A 19,053-nucleotide genomic window follows, 5' to 3' on the forward strand; every position below is an offset into this window, starting at 1 on the left:
AAAAAGACGAGTTTTAACTCGTCTTTCTTTAATGACTTAATATTGGATATCCATAAGTGAATATTGTAGCAAGTGAAAAGAAACCAAATGCTACTACTGTAATCGCACCAAAAAGAATGCCTAAAACATTTTTGTTTTTGAATGCTGAAATTAAACCGAATATTCCGAGTATAAATACCGCTAGCATTAACAATGAGAAAATATTAACACCGATATGTATCTTTACTCCGAATAATTCAAATAGTTCCCCTGTGTCGATAAATGGCATTCCATTACCCCCAATACATTTTTCTTTTATTATCATATTAATTGTATAATTAATATTGTGTTTTGTCGAGATACTTTTTACAAGAGGAGGAAAGAAAATGAAAGTCCATAGTTATTCTTTAGGAATAGTTGAAACAAATTGTTATATAATTGAAGGTGAAAGTGAACTATTAGTTATCGATCCAGGTGATAACGGTGAATTTATAAATGAACGTATAAAAAAATTTAATAAAAAATTAGCTGCCATATTATTAACACATGCACACTTTGACCATATTGGTGGAATAGATGCAGTGGTCAACAAGCAGGGCGTTGAAGTTTATGTTCATAAAGAAGAAAAATCTTGGTTAACTGATACTGTAAAAAATGGTTCTAAAAAGTTTGAAGCTTATCAGTTACCTCAAGTAGTACAAAAAACAATACCAACAGTGATTGATGAAGGACATCATGTTATAGGTGAGTTTGAGTTTGAAGCTCTGCATACACCTGGTCATTCACCAGGCAGTTTAACGTTTGTATTTGATGACTTTGCAATCGTTGGAGATACACTGTTTAAAGGTGGAATAGGTAGAACAGATTTATATAAAGGAGATACTCAAACTTTATTAAATTCTATTGAAGATAAACTTCTATCTTTAAATCCAGATACAACCGTGTTCCCTGGCCATGGTCCAGATACTACAATAGAACAAGAAGAAATGAGCAATCCTTATTTAAATGGTTTTAGTTAAAGCTATAAAAAACACCAATTCGTTGTTTAACGAATTGGTGTTTTTAGGTTGAGATAAACTTCTATTAACCATGATGTCCGAAACTTGGCTCTAGTAAGAATGTTGAATAATATGTAAATCCAACAAAGCATACAACTAAATATAGTGCGAATATATACATATACATTCTTTCTGTTAATTTTAAGTATCCCAACAATACGAAAAATCCTGTTTGAGCTACGAAGAAATAAGCCATCATGTTCATACCGCCAACATAAAACATTGTAGCAAATATAGCAGTCCAGAAGCCTAGAGTTTTAAAAACTTTATCCATCTTCTTATGAACCCCCTCTGTGTTTACTTTCTTAGTCACTTACAATTATAAAGTTACTATGTGTAAAAGTAAATAGGCATTACTACAAAATATAAAGTATATAGTAAGTAAAACAAGGTTTTCATTACGTTTATATATATTAGGAGGCGATTATGGAAACTTTATTTAAGACAATTATCAAAGATGCTATTATTTTGAAAGCAACTGACATTCATTTTATTCCAGTGAAAGAGGATCGAGTCAAAGTTCAGTTGAGGATAAGTGGTGAGAATACGATTTATGATTGTGATATTAATAACGCTTTATATAACCGTTTATTAATTTATATGAAGTTTATTGCTCATCTAGATGTAAGTGAAAGGAATAAAGCTCAAAGTGGTCAATATATATTTGATGATATATATAAATATTATTTAAGAATATCCACTTTACCTTTAAGTCTAGGAATTGAGTCTTGCTCAATTAGGTTAACGCCTAAATATTTCGAAGAATATATTGACCATAATATTGATGACAATTATAAAATAATTAAAGAAGAAATGTTTAATTCCGAAGGCTTATTTTTGTTCACAGGACCAACCGGTTCGGGTAAATCGACGATTATGTACCAATTTTTATATGACTTACAACAAATTAAAGATAAACATATTATTACGATTGAAGACCCAGTTGAACAAGTTTTAGATGGTGTAGTACAAGTTTCTGTAAATGAAAAAGCAAACATAAATTATCATAATTCTTTTAAAGCCATTTTAAGATGTGATCCAGATGTTGTCATGATAGGAGAAATTAGAGATGAAGAAACAGCCAAGCAAGTTATACAAGCAAGTTTAAGTGGTCATTTAATATTATCTACAATGCATGCGAAAGATAATTTAGGGGCTATTTATAGACTTTTAGAACTTGGAATATCTAAAGAGCAAATAAAACAAGGTATCGCATGTATAGCCAATCAAAGACTTTTAAATGACCAATTAGGAAATAGATATAGACAAATGACTTATATATTTAGTCATGAAATTAATCTATATTTAGAAAATAAATCATGATGAAGAAAGGCAATATATTAAAGAAAGACCAAATACTATTTTTAACACGCTTATCAGATATGTTAAAGCAAGGTTTCACATTAATGGAATCAGTACAATTACTAACTGATCAATTTTCGCAATTATCAAGGTTACGTATTAAGGAAAAGCTTATTGAAATAGTGAAAAATACTGGTCTACTTCATGAAGTTGTTTCATTTTTAAATTATCCTCAAGTTATTATCACTCAAATTTATTTTGGTGAACAATATGGCAATATGATTGATTCTATAGATCACTCAATTTTGTATTTGAAAAAGATTGAACAAGTGAAACAAAAATTTATAAAAACGATTCAATATCCAACACTTTTATTTTTTATATTTTTCATGTTACTAACCGCAGTTAATCACACGATTATCCCTCAATTCAATGAAATTTATCAATCAATGAACATAAATGTCTCTACCTCATTAAAAGTATTATCTACAATATTTTCTTACTTACCAACTTCGTTATTAATTATATTTTTAATCGCAATTCTCACATTGTTATTAGGTTATTTTTTCTATATAGGTATAGAAGTATCAAAGAAAATCTACTTTTTTAATAAAATTCCTATTTTGAATCAATATATTTCGATGTATCGCTCATATAGATTATCTAGAGACTTTTCATTTTTTATTCAAAATGGCATACCGCTTCATAAAATAATTGAAATTTATATTATGCAGACTAAAGACGATGTATTAAAATATATCGGATTATTTATTCAACAATCGATGAAATCAGGAGACTCCTTACCTCAAGCGATTAATAACTTGAATTGTTTTGATAGTACTCTGATTCAATATATTACACATGGAGAACATAAATCTAAATTAGACTTAGAATTATATTATTTTAGTGTATATATGCTTGAGAAACTAGAAAAATCTATTATCAAACATTTAAAGTGGGTACAACCCATCGTCTTTGGAACTTTGGCATTCCTAATCGTCACATTATATTTAATTATTATTTTACCAATGCTACAAATGGTTGATGGCATTAAATGAAAGGATGAAATAAATGAAAAATATAAAGTTTTTTAAAAAAGAAGAAGGCTTCACGTTGATTGAGATGTTAATCGTATTATTAATTATAAGTATTTTACTTATAATTATAATCCCTAACATAAGCAAGCAGTCTGAAACCGTGAAAAGTACTGGTTGTCAGGCACAAGTTAAAATGGTGGCTGGCCAAGTAGAAGCATATACATTAAAACACGATGCTAAGCCAAATTCAATTAATGATTTAGTAAGTGATGGGTTCATAAAAGAGAATCAATTGACTTGTAAATCTGGTCAGAACATTGTTTTAAATAACGGAGAAGTAGTAGCTCAATAATGAATAATAAAGGCTTAACGTTAATAGAAATGGTAATTGTGTTGAGTATTCTAAGTATTATTGTTCTCATAACAATACACATTTCAATTAATTCTGTAGATAAATTTGGTTTAACAAGTGGCATTAATGATTTTGAAATAAAATTAGAATATTTAGAAACCAAATCTTTATCAACTAAACAACCTATACTTGTATGGTTTAAACCAAATTCAACCAAAATACAATATCAAATTAATAACGGAAATATAAATTCAATTAATCTATATAAAGGAAAAATATCTAAAGATAATAAATTCACTACATTAGTTTACGATGGAGAAGGTAATATCAATCAATTTGGAACATTAAAATTATAGTTTAATAATAAACGTTATCTTGTCATATTTCGTATTGAAAAAGGGAGGTATAGAATTGTTGAAGAAAAATAATGGTTATGTATTTATAGATTTAAAGTTATCTATATTTATTATCGTATTGTTAGGAGGCACTTTATTACCGATAGTTCATACATTAAATAAACATATACAAAGTGAACAGAAACAAATTAAGCTTTATCAAATTCTATATCAATCAGTACAATCCAAACAAATAAAGTACGATACTACTAAAATAAAATTAAGTTATTTGAATGACAAAGTATGCTTGGAAGACGTGTATAGTTATGAAAAAGTTTGTGTTCAGAAATAACAAAGGGTTTACGATGTTAGAAATGTTATTATCTTTATCATTTTTAATGATTATATTAGCGTTAATACCATTCTTAATTCAAAGTATATATGCTCTGAAAGAAAATGCTTTTAATCATAGTGAATATGAATTAATAATGTTTAGAAAAGATATTATAGAAGAGAGCAAAGAGGCTGAAATCAAACTTAATCAGGTTCATAATAAAATAATTTTTACCCATAAACACTCGAGTTCTGAGTATACCTTATTAAATTCTAAAATTTATAAAAGTATAAATGGCAGAGGAAATATAACTTTATTAAATAAAATTAAATCTTTTAAAATCAATAAAAACGATAATGGTAATATACAGATTGACTTAGAAATCATTAAGGGGAGAATCACAATTCGTGAAACGATATTTATTTAAAAATGATGGATTTATTTTACCATTTCTTCTTAGTATATTATTTGTCTATTCTGCTTTTTTATCATTTTATCTCGTTCAATATAGTTATAAAATAAAAATCTATAATCATCTAGAAGAATACTACAAAAACGAAATAAAAATTATTTTAAATAAATGATTTATAGTCTTTTTATTTTCTGAATAATGAGATAGAATATAGTTTAAGTTGGAATATAGCAACTAAGGAGTCGATATAATGTCAGTAGTATTAATAGGATTTATGGGCGTAGGTAAAACTTCAATCGGTAATTATTTAGGTGAACATTATGACAAACCTTTAGTTGATATCGATACTTATATCGTTGAAACAACTAAACTATCAATTCCAGAAATTTTTGCTAAGTATGGAGAATCACATTTTCGAGATTTGGAAAAAAAATCACTGGAAGAATGGATTGATAAAGACGTTATTATTTCAACTGGTGGTGGTATTATTGAGTCTGAGGCATCAAGAAATGTTATGAAAGGTAATCCTCATAACATTTGGTTAAAATGCGATGTTGATACAGTTTATGAGAGAATTAATCATGACCCAAACAGACCAAATGCTAATGGAAAATCACTAGAAGATTTAAAAAGCTTGTATTCAAAACGAGAATCAAGTTATAATGATATCGCATTCATACATATTGATGCAGATAGACCTAAAGAAGTAGTTGTTACAGAGATTATTAATTCTCTGGACAAAGATATATTTGCGAATGATCAAAGTTAGAGAGAATGAATAATTCATCGCCGAAGGAGCAAGCCATGTTAGTGTGAATCTCTCAGGCAAAAGGATAACTTTGTGACGCATTCCTGAAGAGTACTTCAACAGGGTAGCTTAAGCTACCCTGTTTTTTTATTATACATAACAAGAAGGGAAGAAAAATAATGGCTAATGAATTAAAAAAGACACCGTTATATCAAACGTATCTTGATCAAGGTGCAAAAGTGATTGATTTTTCAGGTTGGGCTTTACCAGTCCAATTTACAAGTATTAAGGAAGAACATAATGCAGTAAGAAATGAAGTCGGTATTTTTGATGTTAGTCACATGGGAGAAATTTTAGTAACTGGGGAAGAAGCGTCTAATTTTGTACAATATGCACTTACAAATGATATTACAAAACTTAACGATTCTAAAGCTCAATATACAGCCCTTTGTACTGAAGAAGGCGGTATTATTGATGACTTAGTGATTTATAAACTGAAGGATTCTGTATATTTATTAGTTGTTAACGCTGGTAATACTGATAAAGATTACGAATGGTTGAAAGAAATAAAAGGATTTAACGCAAAAGTAGAAAATAAATCATCAGATTATGGTCAATTAGCGATTCAAGGACCTAAAGCTAGATCAATTGTTCAAAAACTAGTAGACGTTGATATTAGTGAAATGAAAATGTTTGAATTCAAACAAAATGTAACGATATTTGGTAAAGAAGTTATACTTTCTCAATCAGGCTATACAGGTGAAGATGGTTTTGAAGTATATTGTCATTCTGAAGATACGAAATTAATTTGGGATGGTTTTATAAAAGAAGGTGTAACACCATGTGGTCTTGGTGCACGTGACACTTTAAGATTAGAAGCGGGTCTACCATTACATGGACAAGATTTATCTGAAGATATTACACCATATGAAGCCGGGATAGGTTTTGCTGTAAAGCCATTGATTGAAGATGACTTTATCGGAAAAGAAGTTTTAAAAAAGCAAAAAGAAAATGGTGCTGACAGAAAATCAATTGGAATTGAAATGATTGATAAAGGTATACCAAGAACTGATTATGAAATTTTAGATACTGATGGTAATGAAATAGGTTATGTAACATCAGGTACTCAATCACCTTCTACAGGTAAATCAATTGCTATGGGCTTAATTAAAAAAGAAGAGTTTGAATTGGATAAAGAACTACTTATTCAAGTAAGAAAAAGACAAGTTAAAGCTAAAATTGTTAAAAAATCATCATTTAAATCATAGGAGTGAATAAAATGGGTCATCGTTATATTCCTTTAACAGAGAAGGATAAATCAGAAATGTTAGATGTAATTGGTATTAAATCAGTAGATGAATTATTTACTGACATCCCTGAGTCAGTTAGGTTTAATCAACCTTTAAATATTAAAGAAAAGAAATCAGAAACAGCTTTATTAAGGGAACTGTCTCAACTAGCTAATAAAAATATTACGAGTGAAACACATGCTTCATTTTTAGGAGCAGGGGTATACGATCATTATATTCCTACGGTTGTTGACCATGTAATTTCTAGATCGGAATTTTACACTGCATATACACCATACCAACCAGAAATTTCTCAAGGCGAGTTACAAGCGATTTTTGAGTTCCAAACATTAATCTGCGAACTTACAGGTATGGATGTTGCAAACTCATCAATGTATGATGGCGGGACAGCATTTGCAGAAGCAGCTGTATTAGCAGCTGGTCATACAAAAAAGAAAAAAGTTATTGTTTCTAAATCTGTACATTATCAATCTATCGAAGTACTTAAAACATATACGAAAGCTCAAGATATTGATGTTGTAGAAATAGATTTAGATGGCACTGTTACGGATTTAGAGAAATTAGAAGCTGCAATAGATGATGATACAGCAGCAGTTTGTGTTCAGTATCCAAACTTCTTTGGTTCTTTAGAAGATTTAGAAAAAATCCAAACATTAATTGAAGACAAAAAAGCTTTATTTATTGTTTCTAGTAACCCATTAGCTTTAGGTTTAATTACGCCTCCTGGAGATTTTGGTGCAGATATTGTAGTCGGTGATGCACAAGTATTTGGTATTCCAGCTCAATATGGAGGACCTCATTGTGGTTACTTTGCTTCAACTAAAAAATTAATGCGTAAATTACCAGGTAGATTAGTTGGACAAACTCAAGATGATGACGGGAACAGAGGTTTTGTATTAACATTACAAGCCCGCGAGCAACATATTAGAAGAGATAAAGCAACTTCTAATATATGTTCAAACCAAGCATTGAATGCATTAGCAGCTTCAGTATGTATGAGTGCATTAGGCAAAAATGGTGTCTATGAAATGGCTGAAATGAACATGGAAAACACGTATTATATGAAAAATAAATTAAAAGAAAATGGTTTTGAAGTTTTAGAAGGCATTTCATTTAATGAATTTGTTGTTAAATTTAGCCAGCCTATTGCAGAAATTAATGAAAAACTATTGCAAGATGGCTTTATTGGTGGTTTTGATTTAGGATTTGTAGATGACAATTTAAAAAATCATATGTTAATTGCTGTAACTGAACTAAGAACGAAAGATGAAATAGATACATTTATTGAAAAAGTAGGTGAATATAATGCGTAAACCATCAAGTGAATTAATTTTTGAAAGATCAAGAGAAGACAGATTTGCATATTCATTACCTGAAAAAGAAGTAGACAATCAAAACATAAAAGAAATTTTAGGGGATAAATTCACTAGAAAACAAAAAGCCGAGTTACCTGAAGTTAGTGAATTGGATTTAATGAGACATTATACTGAGCTATCTAATAAAAACCATGGGGTTGATACAGGTTTTTACCCACTTGGTTCATGTACGATGAAATATAATCCTAAAGTTAATGAAAAAGTAGCAAGAATGTCTGGGTTTGCAAATGCTCATCCACTTCAAGATGAAGCAACTGTTCAAGGTTCTTTAGAAATCATTTATGATTTACAAGAACACTTAAAAGAAATTACAGGAATGGATGAAGTAACATTACAACCAGCAGCAGGTGCACATGGTGAATGGACTGCATTATTAATGATTAAAGCTTATCATGAAGCAAACGGTGACTATAATAGAACGAAGGTTATCGTACCAGATTCTGCTCATGGCACGAACCCAGCTTCTGCAAAAGTCGCAGGTTTTGATACTGTCACTGTAAAATCTAATGATAAAGGATTAGTCGATATAGAAGATTTGAAAAAGGTTGTAGGTGATGATACTGCAGCTATTATGTTAACGAACCCGAATACTTTAGGTTTATTCGAAGAAGATATACTTGAAATAAGAGAAATTGTTCATAAAGCAGGCGGTAAACTTTATTATGATGGCGCAAATTTAAACGCAATTATGAGTAAAGTACGTCCGGGAGATATGGGATTCGATGCTGTTCATTTAAACTTACACAAAACGTTTACTGGTCCTCATGGAGGTGGCGGTCCTGGTTCAGGTCCGGTTGGAGTCAAATCTGATTTAATTCCATATTTACCAAAACCAACTGTTATTAAAGAGAATGATGTATATAAATTTGAACATGATATGCCAAATTCTATTGGTCGAGTAAAACCATTCTTCGGCAACTTTGGTATATATTTACGTGCTTATACTTATATTAGAACTATGGGGCCTGATGGTCTAAAAGCAGTATCTGAAGCAGCAGTATTAAATGCTAATTACATGTTGAGAAGATTACAAGATCATTTTGATACACCATATACGCAACATTGTAAACACGAATTTGTAATTAGTGGTTCAAGACAGAAAAAGCTAGGTGTAAGAACTTTAGATATGGCAAAACGTTTGCTTGATTTCAATTTCCATCCACCTACAATTTACTTCCCGATAAATGTTGAGGAATGTATGATGATTGAACCAACAGAAACAGAATCAAAAGAAACACTAGATGCATTCTGTGATACATTAATTCAAATTTCAAAAGAAGTTGAAGAAGATCCTGAATTGGTATTAGATGCACCGCATACAACTGTTATTGGTAGACTAGATGAAACTCAAGCAGCTAGAAAACCAGTATTAAAATTCGAACTTTTAAAAGAAGAAAAAGTATAATGATAAAATAAAAATAGCAGTGATGAATTCCAAAAAAAACGGAATTTTTCACTGCTATTTTTTAAATATTAAAGTTTTTAATCTGGACGTTTTTAATCTATTTAGATTTAACTTTTCCTGTCCATTTTTTATATCCGCCTTTTAACATGTAAAGATCTGTGTAACCTTTTTTCTTCATCATTTTTGCGGCTCTATAACTTGCTACGCCATTGGCATCACAAAAGTATATAGGTTGATCTTTACGTAACCCTTGATATCTTGTGCGGAAAACACTCATTGGTATGTTTCTAGCACCAACGATATGACCATAGTCAAAATCGGCTTTTTCCCTTAAGTCTATGACTTGCGCCTTTCTTAATCCTTTGTGAAACTCATTTTGATCTAATTCTGTGACTGCGCGCTTATTTAAAGTGTAGTTTATTGCCATATAAATGATAATCAAAACTAGGACGATGAGCGCGATGTACCAATAATTCATGGTCTAATTCCTCCCAATTTAACTCTATAACTACTATTATAAGATTTATTGTGAGATTTATCAAAATATATTTGCTAAAATAATAAAGTATATAGAATTTATCGAATAGGAGTTTTTATTGTGAAAGAAACTTGGCATTTTGTAAATACAAAATCTAGCAATCCGTTTTATAATATGGCTGTTGATGAAGCGCTTATGAATTTTGTAAGCAGGGAGGAAATTGATCCTGTAATAAGGTTTTATACTTGGAATCCAGCAACTTTATCAATCGGTTATTTTCAAAAACTCACTAAAGAAATAGATATTGAAAAGGTTAAAGAAAAAGGATTTGGTTTAGTAAGACGCGCAACAGGAGGCAGAGGTGTCTTACATGACAAAGAATTAACTTATAGTGTTATCGTACCAGAGTCGCATCCAAACATGCCTCAGACTGTAACTGAAGCATATAGAGTTATATCTGAAGGATTGCTCGAAGGTTTTAAAGCATTAGGTTTTGAAGCTTACTTTTCGGTTCCGAAATCTAAAGAAGCAAGAGAAAAGTTAAAAAGTCCAAGAAGCTCAGTTTGTTTTGATGCACCGAGTTGGTATGAACTTGTAGTTGAAGGTAGAAAGATAGCTGGTAGCGCCCAAACTAGACAAAAAGGTGTTATCTTACAACATGGTTCAATTCTTCAAGATATTAATGTAGATGAATTGTTCGATATGTTTACATATAGAAATGATAGATTAAAAGAAAAAATGAAAGCTGCATTTATGGATAAAGCAATCGCTATAAATGATATTTCAGATCGTCACATTACATTAGAAGAAATGGAAACAGCATTCTATGAAGGTTTTAAAAAAGGACTAAATATTGAATTTAAACCATTAGAATTCACAGAATCTCAAAAAGAAGAAATAAAACACTTAGAAGATAAATATCGATCAGAAGAATGGACTTATAGAAAATAAAACAAAAAATCCCAATCCGAAGTAAAATCAACGGATTGGGATTTTAATATTGAGAAGGGAATTTATCTCCCGATTTCATATTTATCTATTTTTTCTTTTGTTTTTACGAACTGCTTTTTTGTATTTTCTTTGATCGGGTGTTAAGAAGAAGAAATAATAAATTAAATAAATGATAATACCAAATATGATTAATGAAATAACCATTCTAATGAATCCCATAATAAAGAAATCAAGATTCATAATTAATCCAAACAATGCAATTATTATAATTAAATAAAACAAAAACTTTTTCATAAAATCTCACCTTAGTTTATTAGTCTATTTAATATATCATATTTCAGATAATACCTCACTTAATTTGACCTATTTCATCCTTCAAACCATTTAATTTATTAATAGATTCTTCTATTTTCTTTTTATCTTTTTTCTCATAAGCGTCTTTTAAATCTTTGAAAACATTTTCTATATTTTTAGATAGACTTTCCAAATTTTCATGTAAATTTTTAAAATCTTTTGGAATGGTTTTGCCTTTCATCTCATTTTTATACTCATTTGAAATTGTCTTTTGATTCGTATATATATTTTCTATTTTATTTTTAATATTTTCGTCTCCAAGTTTTTTCTTAATATCATCATTTATTTTATTATATTCAGATATGTTAGATCTTGTTTCATTTATAAATTGAGTAGAAGAACGTAAATATGTAATAGAAAATTGTGATGTTACTTGGCTTTCTTTGTTTTTAATAGAATTTTCTAATGTTTTTTCCTTTTGTTTATATGTTTGATTTTTATCTTCTAGATTCGTAATTTCTTGTTTAGCTTTTCTATTTTCTTTTTTTAATTTTGATTTCTTTTGTTCTAATTGATCTATTTTATCATTACCACATGCTGATAATATGATTGTACTCGTCATCAATATTGTTATTATTTTTTTCATATTTTTTAACTCCCAATGTTTTACTCTGAAAAATTTAAACTATGTATGATATTATTTTAATGTATATAGATTTATTGTACAAATAGAAAGGGGATAAATATGAAATTTACAAACTTAAGAAAAGTAATGGAACAAAAAGGGTTAGATGCTATTGTTGTTCTTTCGCCATACAATAGAAGATACCTTTCTGGATTTACTGGTACAAGCGGGAGTTTATTAATCACCCAGGATACGAAACAATTAATTACTGATTTCAGATATATACAACAAGCGAATTCGCAAGCTGAAGATTTTGAAATTATTAATCAAAATGGTCCTATGATTAATAAAATTAATGAATTAATTCAACATGGTAATTATAAAAATGTAGGTGTTGAAGCAGATTTAATTACGTATAATGAATATCAAGCTTTAAATACAGACGAAGTACAATTATCTTCTATTGAAGGTGTAATTGAAACAATTCGTATGATTAAAGATGATTTTGAAATTAAACAAATCCAAAAAGCAGCTGATATCGTCGATGAAACATATGAACATATTCTTAAATGGGTTAAACCAGGTATGACTGAGAACGAAGTAAATAATGAAATGGAAATGTTCATGCGTAGTAAAGGTGCAACATGCTCTTCATTCGATACAATAGTAGCATCTGGACATCGTGGCGCTTTACCTCATGGTGTTGCAAGTAATAAAGTAATTGAAGAAGGAGACATGATTACTTTAGATTTTGGTGCGTTATATGAAGGTTACGTTAGTGATATTACGAGAACATTTGCTATTGGTGAACCTAAAGAAGAAATGAAAAAAATATATAATATTGTATTAGAATCACAATTAGCAGCATTAGAGCAAATTAAACCAGGTATGACTGGTAAAGAAGCAGACTCTATCGCACGCGACATTATCTCTAGTTATGGTTACGGCGAGCAATTTGGACATTCTCTTGGACACGGTATAGGATTAGAAGTACATGAAGGTCCTGCATTATCACAAAAATCAGATATAGTTCTTGAAGAAAATATGTGCGTTACGTTAGAACCAGGTATATATGTAGAAGGACTTGGTGGTGTAAGAATAGAAGATGACGTATTAGTAACAAAAAATGGCTTACAGCGCTTTACTAAATCCACAAAAGACCTTATTATTTTATAAGAAGGATAATTAGGAGGAAAATGAATGATTTCAGTAAACGATTTTAAAACAGGCTTAACAGTTAAAGTAGATAATGGTATTTGGAAAGTTATGGACTTCCAACACGTTAAACCTGGTAAAGGTGCAGCATTTGTTCGTTCTAAGTTAAGAAACTTAAGAACTGGTGCCATTCAAGAAAAGACATTTAGAGCTGGTGAAAAAGTAGAAAGAGCACAAATCGATAACCACCGTATGCAATATTTATATGCTAATGGTGATAGCCATGTATTTATGGATAATGAAACATATGATCAATTAGAATTACCTGGCGACACTTTAGAAAATGAACTTAAATTTATTAAAGAAAATATGGAAGTTCATATTCAAACGTACGAAGGTGAAACAATCGGTATCGAAATGCCTAACACAGTTACTTTAACAGTCACTGAAACTGAACCAGGTATTAAAGGTGATACAGCAACTGGTGCTACTAAACAAGCTACTGTAGAAACAGGATATACTTTAAATGTTCCTTTATTCGTTAACGAAGGTGACCAACTTGTTATTAATACAAGTGATGGAAGTTACGTATCAAGAGGATAATATTTAAACAATTTAGGCTGAGACATAAATAAGTGTCTCAGCCTAAATTATTATATGGATAGTGTGCGACTGTTTTGTAAATGTATTTATATAAGGCTTTTTAAAATTCAAAATTTGTATTACACTCCCAAATTTTAATTAAATATTAAAATCGCTTGAATTGGTATGACCACTAAAGTAAAATGTATGAAGTATCATGAATTTGAATTTAAAAGGAGTTTTTTTACATGAACTTGAAACAAATTAAAGAACTTGTTGACGTACTAGACAATTCTTCTTTAACTGAAATTGACATTAATGATAAAGAATTTAAACTGACTTTAAAAAAAGAAATTAAACAAGAAGTTATCTATAATCAAGAACCTACACGTGTAGCAGAGCCTGCACCAGTTACAAATCAAGCTGACACACAACCTGCTCCTGAAACTGAAGTAGATAATAGCATCACTATTAATGCACCAATGGTAGGTACTTTCTACAAATCTCCATCACCAGATGAAGGCCCATATGTACAAGTTGGATCTAGAGTTGAGTCTGATACTACTGTATGTATATTGGAAGCTATGAAACTATTTAATGAAATACAAGCTGAAGTATCAGGTGAAATAACTGAAATATTAGTTGAAGACGGACAAATGGTAGAGTATGGCCAACCGTTGTTCAAGGTGAAATAATATGAAAAAAGTATTAATAGCAAATAGAGGGGAAATAGCCGTAAGAATTATTAGAGCTTGTAGAGAACTTGATATACAAACAGTAGCCATTTATTCTGAAGCAGATAAAGAAGCATTACATACTCAAATTGCTGATGAAGCATATTGTGTTGGTCCAACACAATCTAAAGATTCATATCTACACATACCTAACATTCTATCAATTGCTAAATCTACAGGTTGTGATGGCATACATCCTGGATACGGCTTTTTAGCTGAAAATGGCGACTTTGCAGAAATGTGTGAAGCTTGCCAAATTAAATTTATCGGCCCTAGTTACAAATCCATTCAAAAAATGGGGATTAAAGATGTTGCTAAAGAGGAAATGATAAAAGCTAATGTACCTGTTGTACCAGGTAGTGACGGGTTAGTAGACACGGTTAAAATCGCAAAAAAATGCGCGAAAAAAATTGGTTATCCAGTAATTATTAAAGCAACAGCTGGCGGCGGCGGTAAGGGTATTAGAATAGCACGCGATGAAGAAGAGCTTGTTACTGGATTTAGAATGACTCAACAAGAAGCTGAAACAGCGTTTGGTAACAAAGGCGTTTATTTAGAAAAATTCATAGAAAACTTTAGACATATTGAAATTCAAGTATTAGGCGATTCATTTGGAAACGTGATTCATTTAGGAGAACGTGATTGTACGATTCAACGTCGTATGCAAAAATTAGTAGAAGAATCACCTTCACCTGTATTATCAGAGGAAATGAGAAAAGAAATGGGAGAGGCAGCTGTCAGAGCTGCTAAAGCCGTTGAATATGAAAATGCAGGTACGATTGAATTCATTTATGATTTAGATGAAGATACATTTTATTTCATGGAAATGAATACACGTATCCAAGTAGAACATCCTGTTACTGAAATGGTAACAGGTATGGATTTAGTTAAATTACAATTAAAAGTTGCAAGTGGTGAAGCATTACCATTGACGCAAGAAGATGTTGATTTATCAGGTCACGCTATTGAGTTTAGAATCAATGCAGAAAGTCCATTTAAAAACTTTATGCCTTCACCTGGTAAAATCAATCAATACTTAACACCTGGTGGATTTGGTGTACGTATAGATTCAGCTTGTTATGCAGGTTACACTATACCGCCTTATTATGATTCCATGGTTGCTAAGCTAATTGTATATGGTTCAGACCGTACTGAAGCAATACAAATTGGTAAAAGAGCTTTAACAGAATTTTTAGTAACTGGTATAGATACAACTATCCCTTTCCATCTAAGATTATTAGAAAATCATGTTTTCAAATCAGGTGATTTTAATACCAATTTCCTCGAGATTCATGATATTATAAATAATGAAGATAATTAAGGAGGGATTCAAGTGGCTAAAACAATTGAAAATGAAAAGCCTTCTTTAGGTAAAATAGAGATCGCGCCAGAAGTAATTGAGGTAATAGCAAGTATAGCAACTACAGATATCAAAGGTGTCTCTCACATGCAATCCGTTTTTAATAAGAATTCCTTAGAAAAATTCGGGAAAAAGAATTTTGGTAAAGGTATTAAAGTCGATATAAAAGAAGATGGTATTTATATTAATGTTTACTGTACATTTGACTACGGAACAAAAATTTCTGAAACAGCGAGAAAAGTCCAATCAGAAATTAAACAAGCATTAAATACAATGACTGCATTAACACCTAAAGAAGTTAATGTTCATATCGTCAATATACACTTTCAATAATAAACAATGATTAATTAAGAGGATGCGTGCATCCTCTTATTCTTTGAAGGAGAAGAATATGAAAAGACAAGAATTAAGAGAAATTGTGTTCAAAACTTTGTATCAATTAGAAAACAACAAAACTGAATTAACTGTAGAAGAAGCTATTTCTTATTTAGTTGAAGATTTTAAAGGTGAACAATATTTATATGTAAAAAACTATGTCAATCAAGTTATTGAAAAATCTAACGAATTAGATGATATTTTCAAACCACATTTGAAAAATTGGACGCTTGAACGATTACTGAAAACAGATAGAATTATTTTAAGAATGGCCACATATGAATTAGAATATACAGATACACCTGAAAAAGTCGTATTTAACGAAGCGGTAGAAATATCAAAAACTTATAGTGATGATGATCATTATAAATTTATTAATGGTGTACTAAGCAGCCTATCAAAATAATAAAGAGTGATAATTAAATGGATAAGTATTTAACAGTTACAGCTATAACAAAATATATAAAATATAAATTTGACCAAGACCCTCATCTCCAAAATGTGTTTATTAAAGGAGAAATATCAAATTTCAAAAGACATTCAAGCGGGCACCTTTATTTTGCTTTAAAAGACGATAAAGGTGTATTAAGCGCAATGATGTTTAAATCCAATGCTAACCAATTATCATTTGAGCCAAAAGAAGGCGATCAAGTTTTAATTGAGGGACGTATAGGCGTTTATGAATCAAGAGGTTCATATCAAATTTATGTTCAAACTATGCAATTAGACGGTATTGGTTTGCTATATGAGAAATTTGAAGCACTTAAAAAAGAGCTTGCTGAGAAAGGTTATTTTAATGCCGATCATAAATTAAGTATTCCAAAATATCCTAAAAAGATAGCAGTTTTAACTGCTTCAACAGGTGCAGCAATAAGAGATATTTGTTCTACCCTAGACAAGCGTTACCCGCTTGCTGAACAAGTACTCATAAGTACTTTAGTTCAAGGTAAAGGAGCTAAGGATAATATTATTAACAATATTAAAGAGGCAGACTCTATGGGTGTTGATGTTATTATCGTTGGCCGTGGTGGTGGATCAATTGAAGATTTATGGAGTTTTAACGAGAAAGAAGTAGTTGAAGCTATATATAATTGTTCTACTCCTATTATTTCTGCAGTAGGACATGAAACTGATACGACATTAAGTGATTTTGTGAGTGATGTTAGAGCTGCTACACCTACACAAGCCGCTGTTATTGCAACGCCAGATATAAATGCGTTGTATCAACTTATTCAGAATGCACGTCAATATTTGACGAAACATATCACACAAGATATTCAAAGAGAAAAACAAAGGCTGAATCAGTTATCATCTTACTATAAATTGAAAACACCATCATTATTATATGATCAGGAAACTCAATTACTAGATGATTATCAAAAGCAATTAAATAGAAATCTCGAGCAAACAATACTCCGATATAAACATCGAATGGATATATTACAGAATAAATTAAGAATTGGACCAATTTCCAATAGAATTTTTCAATACAGACAAGATTTTGATCGTTTGAAATATGAACAAAATCAGCTGATTAATCGTATTTTGACTGATAAAAAGCAACTATTAGCTAATAAGCTTGTACAATTAGATACTTTAAGTCCTACACAAACAATGTTACGAGGTTATTCTATTATTGAGAAAGATGATAAAATAATCACAAGTAAAGATGATTTAAGTGTAGAAGATGAAATTACGGTTAACTTAAAAGATGGTAAAATAAAAGCTAATGTTAAAGAAATTAGGTGATGATTGTGACTAAAGAACAGACATTTGAAGAAATGATGACAGAACTTGAAAAAGTTGTAGGTAAATTAGATGAAGAGAATATTTCATTAGAAGAATCTATAGAACTTTATCAACGTGGCATTGAATTGAGCAGTAAATGTGAAACAAAACTTAAAGAAGCTGAAGATAAAGTTAACAAGCTAGTAAAAAAAGAAGGTGATTCTAATGAATCAGATAATGAATAATTATGTTGAAAAATTTAATGAATCACTCAATAACACCAAACTTATCCCTATAGTTGAGACTCAATTAGAAGAAAGTATGCGCTATTCTCTTTCTGCTGGTGGCAAACGAATTAGACCTGTTTTATTATTAATGACGTTATCTATGTTGAAGACTGACATAAATAAAGGTATGGAAACTGCCAAAGCTCTAGAAATGATACATACGTATTCATTAATCCATGATGATCTACCTGCAATGGATGACGACGATTATAGACGTGGTAAAAAGACAAACCATAAGTTATTTGGCGAGGCGACAGCTATCTTAGCAGGAGACGCTTTATTAACGAAGTCATTCGAACTTATTTCTAAAGATAAAGAGTTAGCATCTGAAGAAAAAGTTAAATTAATAAGATTATTATCTGAAGCAGCTGGGCATCAAGGTATGGTAGGTGGCCAAATTCTCGATATGGATAGTGAAAATAAAGATATTTCATTAGATACTCTACGTAAAATTCACAGATATAAAACTGGAGCGCTTATACGTTTTTCTGTTGTTGCAGCTTGTACAATTGCTAAAGTAAATAGTAAAACATTTTTATTATTAGATTCATTTAGCCAAGAATTAGGTTTAATTTTCCAAATAAAAGATGATTTATTAGATATCGAAGGTGACTTTGAAAAAATTGGAAAAGCTGTTGGAAGCGATGAAACAAATAATAAGAGTACATATATAAGTATACTTGGGACAACTAATACAAAAATCGCTCTCGAGCAACATGTTAACCAAGCGTTATATTTACTTGAGCAATTAGGTAAAGATTATAATACTGAAGAACTTAAATCGTTAACTAAATTATTTGCAAATAGGGAAAAGTAATAATCTCGAACTTATAGGT

26 protein-coding genes and 1 riboswitch are annotated in these 19,053 nt (G+C 30.3%); of the genes, 21 read left to right on the forward strand and 5 right to left on the reverse strand.

Annotated elements, in window-relative coordinates; genetic code table 11:
- Window positions 1-28 precede the first annotated feature (28 nt).
- A complete protein-coding gene (locus ACNMOQ_RS06670) occupies window positions 29-268 on the reverse strand; it encodes a DUF2759 domain-containing protein (protein WP_017000232.1) in 240 nt (79 codons plus the stop codon).
- 97 nt (window positions 269-365) lie between these two features.
- Between ACNMOQ_RS06670 and ACNMOQ_RS06675 the strand changes: the two genes are divergently transcribed.
- On the forward strand, window positions 366-998 hold the full coding sequence (locus tag ACNMOQ_RS06675; RefSeq protein WP_064204537.1) for an MBL fold metallo-hydrolase: 633 nt from the start codon (window positions 366-368) through the stop codon (window positions 996-998).
- Between the two features lie 64 nt (window positions 999-1,062).
- Here the strand turns inward: ACNMOQ_RS06675 and ACNMOQ_RS06680 are convergent, their stop codons facing one another.
- The gene (locus ACNMOQ_RS06680) at window positions 1,063-1,311 is read right to left on the reverse strand and encodes a DUF2626 family protein (protein ID WP_017000234.1); all 249 of its coding nucleotides are present in this window, start codon (window positions 1,309-1,311) and stop codon (window positions 1,063-1,065) included.
- A 152-nt stretch (window positions 1,312-1,463) separates the two neighbouring features.
- Between ACNMOQ_RS06680 and comGA the strand changes: the two genes are divergently transcribed.
- The 10 genes from comGA (at window position 1,464) to gcvPB (ending at window position 9,648) form a co-directional block, all read left to right on the forward strand.
- Window positions 1,464-2,360, forward strand: coding sequence for a competence type IV pilus ATPase ComGA (gene comGA / locus ACNMOQ_RS06685; protein ID WP_017000235.1), 897 nt, complete (start codon window positions 1,464-1,466; stop codon window positions 2,358-2,360).
- Window positions 2,357-3,397 (forward strand): competence type IV pilus assembly protein ComGB, encoded by a 1,041-nt coding sequence (comGB, locus tag ACNMOQ_RS06690; protein WP_416350374.1) that lies wholly within the window; start codon window positions 2,357-2,359, stop codon window positions 3,395-3,397. The genes comGA and comGB overlap by 4 nt, the downstream gene beginning before the upstream one ends.
- A gap of 13 nt (window positions 3,398-3,410) precedes the next feature.
- Window positions 3,411-3,728, forward strand: a complete 318-nt coding sequence (gene comGC, locus ACNMOQ_RS06695; RefSeq protein WP_070045385.1) for a competence type IV pilus major pilin ComGC — start codon at window positions 3,411-3,413, stop codon at window positions 3,726-3,728.
- Window positions 3,728-4,084, forward strand: coding sequence for a prepilin-type N-terminal cleavage/methylation domain-containing protein (locus ACNMOQ_RS06700; protein WP_416350375.1), 357 nt, complete (start codon window positions 3,728-3,730; stop codon window positions 4,082-4,084). The genes comGC and ACNMOQ_RS06700 overlap by 1 nt, the downstream gene beginning before the upstream one ends.
- A gap of 58 nt (window positions 4,085-4,142) precedes the next feature.
- Window positions 4,143-4,415, forward strand: a complete 273-nt coding sequence (locus ACNMOQ_RS06705; protein WP_416350376.1) for a hypothetical protein — start codon at window positions 4,143-4,145, stop codon at window positions 4,413-4,415.
- A 13-nt stretch (window positions 4,416-4,428) separates the two neighbouring features.
- The gene (comGF, locus tag ACNMOQ_RS06710; protein WP_394877676.1) at window positions 4,429-4,824 is read left to right on the forward strand and encodes a competence type IV pilus minor pilin ComGF; all 396 of its coding nucleotides are present in this window, start codon (window positions 4,429-4,431) and stop codon (window positions 4,822-4,824) included.
- 235 nt (window positions 4,825-5,059) lie between these two features.
- The gene (locus ACNMOQ_RS06715) at window positions 5,060-5,578 is read left to right on the forward strand and encodes a shikimate kinase (protein ID WP_064205405.1); all 519 of its coding nucleotides are present in this window, start codon (window positions 5,060-5,062) and stop codon (window positions 5,576-5,578) included.
- A riboswitch (glycine riboswitch) is annotated at window positions 5,565-5,656 on the forward strand. Its footprint overlaps the gene before it by 14 nt.
- Window positions 5,657-5,736: 80 nt before the next feature.
- Window positions 5,737-6,825 carry a glycine cleavage system aminomethyltransferase GcvT gene (gene gcvT, locus ACNMOQ_RS06720; protein ID WP_135031055.1) on the forward strand — a complete coding sequence of 363 codons (1,089 nt, stop codon included), beginning with the start codon at window positions 5,737-5,739 and terminating at the stop codon, window positions 6,823-6,825.
- Between the two features lie 11 nt (window positions 6,826-6,836).
- Window positions 6,837-8,180, forward strand: a complete 1,344-nt coding sequence (gcvPA, locus tag ACNMOQ_RS06725) for an aminomethyl-transferring glycine dehydrogenase subunit GcvPA (RefSeq protein ID WP_064205406.1) — start codon at window positions 6,837-6,839, stop codon at window positions 8,178-8,180.
- Window positions 8,173-9,648, forward strand: coding sequence for an aminomethyl-transferring glycine dehydrogenase subunit GcvPB (gene gcvPB, locus ACNMOQ_RS06730; RefSeq protein WP_017000246.1), 1,476 nt, complete (start codon window positions 8,173-8,175; stop codon window positions 9,646-9,648). Before gcvPA ends, gcvPB begins: the two co-directional genes overlap by 8 nt.
- A gap of 97 nt (window positions 9,649-9,745) precedes the next feature.
- Here gcvPB and ACNMOQ_RS06735 read toward each other — a convergent pair whose 3' ends face one another.
- Window positions 9,746-10,126, reverse strand: coding sequence for a rhodanese-like domain-containing protein (locus ACNMOQ_RS06735; RefSeq protein ID WP_064205408.1), 381 nt, complete (start codon window positions 10,124-10,126; stop codon window positions 9,746-9,748).
- Between the two features lie 120 nt (window positions 10,127-10,246).
- Here ACNMOQ_RS06735 and ACNMOQ_RS06740 point away from each other — a divergent pair, with 120 nt between their 5' ends.
- Window positions 10,247-11,077, forward strand: a complete 831-nt coding sequence (locus ACNMOQ_RS06740) for a lipoate--protein ligase family protein (RefSeq protein ID WP_064205409.1) — start codon at window positions 10,247-10,249, stop codon at window positions 11,075-11,077.
- An 81-nt stretch (window positions 11,078-11,158) separates the two neighbouring features.
- On the opposite strand, the gene ACNMOQ_RS06745 is transcribed toward ACNMOQ_RS06740, so the two are convergent.
- Both ACNMOQ_RS06745 and ACNMOQ_RS06750 read right to left on the reverse strand, forming a co-directional pair.
- Window positions 11,159-11,371 (reverse strand): SA1362 family protein, encoded by a 213-nt coding sequence (locus ACNMOQ_RS06745; RefSeq protein WP_017000249.1) that lies wholly within the window; start codon window positions 11,369-11,371, stop codon window positions 11,159-11,161.
- A 55-nt stretch (window positions 11,372-11,426) separates the two neighbouring features.
- Window positions 11,427-12,017 (reverse strand): hypothetical protein, encoded by a 591-nt coding sequence (locus ACNMOQ_RS06750; RefSeq protein WP_017000250.1) that lies wholly within the window; start codon window positions 12,015-12,017, stop codon window positions 11,427-11,429.
- 99 nt (window positions 12,018-12,116) lie between these two features.
- On the opposite strand from ACNMOQ_RS06750, the gene ACNMOQ_RS06755 reads away from it, so the two are divergent.
- The 9 genes from ACNMOQ_RS06755 (at window position 12,117) to ACNMOQ_RS06795 (ending at window position 19,034) form a co-directional block, all read left to right on the forward strand.
- Window positions 12,117-13,172 (forward strand): M24 family metallopeptidase, encoded by a 1,056-nt coding sequence (locus ACNMOQ_RS06755; RefSeq protein WP_017000251.1) that lies wholly within the window; start codon window positions 12,117-12,119, stop codon window positions 13,170-13,172.
- Between the two features lie 24 nt (window positions 13,173-13,196).
- A complete protein-coding gene (gene efp / locus ACNMOQ_RS06760; RefSeq protein ID WP_017000252.1) occupies window positions 13,197-13,754 on the forward strand; it encodes an elongation factor P in 558 nt (185 codons plus the stop codon).
- A 227-nt stretch (window positions 13,755-13,981) separates the two neighbouring features.
- A complete protein-coding gene (accB, locus tag ACNMOQ_RS06765) occupies window positions 13,982-14,428 on the forward strand; it encodes an acetyl-CoA carboxylase biotin carboxyl carrier protein (RefSeq protein WP_017000253.1) in 447 nt (148 codons plus the stop codon).
- Between the two features lies 1 nt (window position 14,429).
- Window positions 14,430-15,788 carry an acetyl-CoA carboxylase biotin carboxylase subunit gene (gene accC / locus ACNMOQ_RS06770; RefSeq protein ID WP_017000254.1) on the forward strand — a complete coding sequence of 453 codons (1,359 nt, stop codon included), beginning with the start codon at window positions 14,430-14,432 and terminating at the stop codon, window positions 15,786-15,788.
- 12 nt (window positions 15,789-15,800) lie between these two features.
- Window positions 15,801-16,160: an Asp23/Gls24 family envelope stress response protein gene (locus ACNMOQ_RS06775; RefSeq protein ID WP_017000255.1), complete on the forward strand. Its 360-nt coding sequence runs from the start codon at window positions 15,801-15,803 to the stop codon at window positions 16,158-16,160.
- A 58-nt stretch (window positions 16,161-16,218) separates the two neighbouring features.
- The gene (gene nusB / locus ACNMOQ_RS06780) at window positions 16,219-16,608 is read left to right on the forward strand and encodes a transcription antitermination factor NusB (RefSeq protein ID WP_017000256.1); all 390 of its coding nucleotides are present in this window, start codon (window positions 16,219-16,221) and stop codon (window positions 16,606-16,608) included.
- A 17-nt stretch (window positions 16,609-16,625) separates the two neighbouring features.
- Window positions 16,626-17,951, forward strand: a complete 1,326-nt coding sequence (gene xseA, locus ACNMOQ_RS06785) for an exodeoxyribonuclease VII large subunit (RefSeq protein ID WP_064211058.1) — start codon at window positions 16,626-16,628, stop codon at window positions 17,949-17,951.
- A gap of 5 nt (window positions 17,952-17,956) precedes the next feature.
- On the forward strand, window positions 17,957-18,175 hold the full coding sequence (locus ACNMOQ_RS06790; protein ID WP_017000258.1) for an exodeoxyribonuclease VII small subunit: 219 nt from the start codon (window positions 17,957-17,959) through the stop codon (window positions 18,173-18,175).
- The gene (locus ACNMOQ_RS06795; protein ID WP_416350377.1) at window positions 18,156-19,034 is read left to right on the forward strand and encodes a polyprenyl synthetase family protein; all 879 of its coding nucleotides are present in this window, start codon (window positions 18,156-18,158) and stop codon (window positions 19,032-19,034) included. The genes ACNMOQ_RS06790 and ACNMOQ_RS06795 overlap by 20 nt, the downstream gene beginning before the upstream one ends.
- Window positions 19,035-19,053: the final 19 nt, after the last annotated feature.

The organism is Mammaliicoccus lentus (assembly GCF_947036595.1).
GTDB classification, from domain to species: Bacteria; Bacillota; Bacilli; order Staphylococcales; family Staphylococcaceae; genus Mammaliicoccus; species Mammaliicoccus lentus.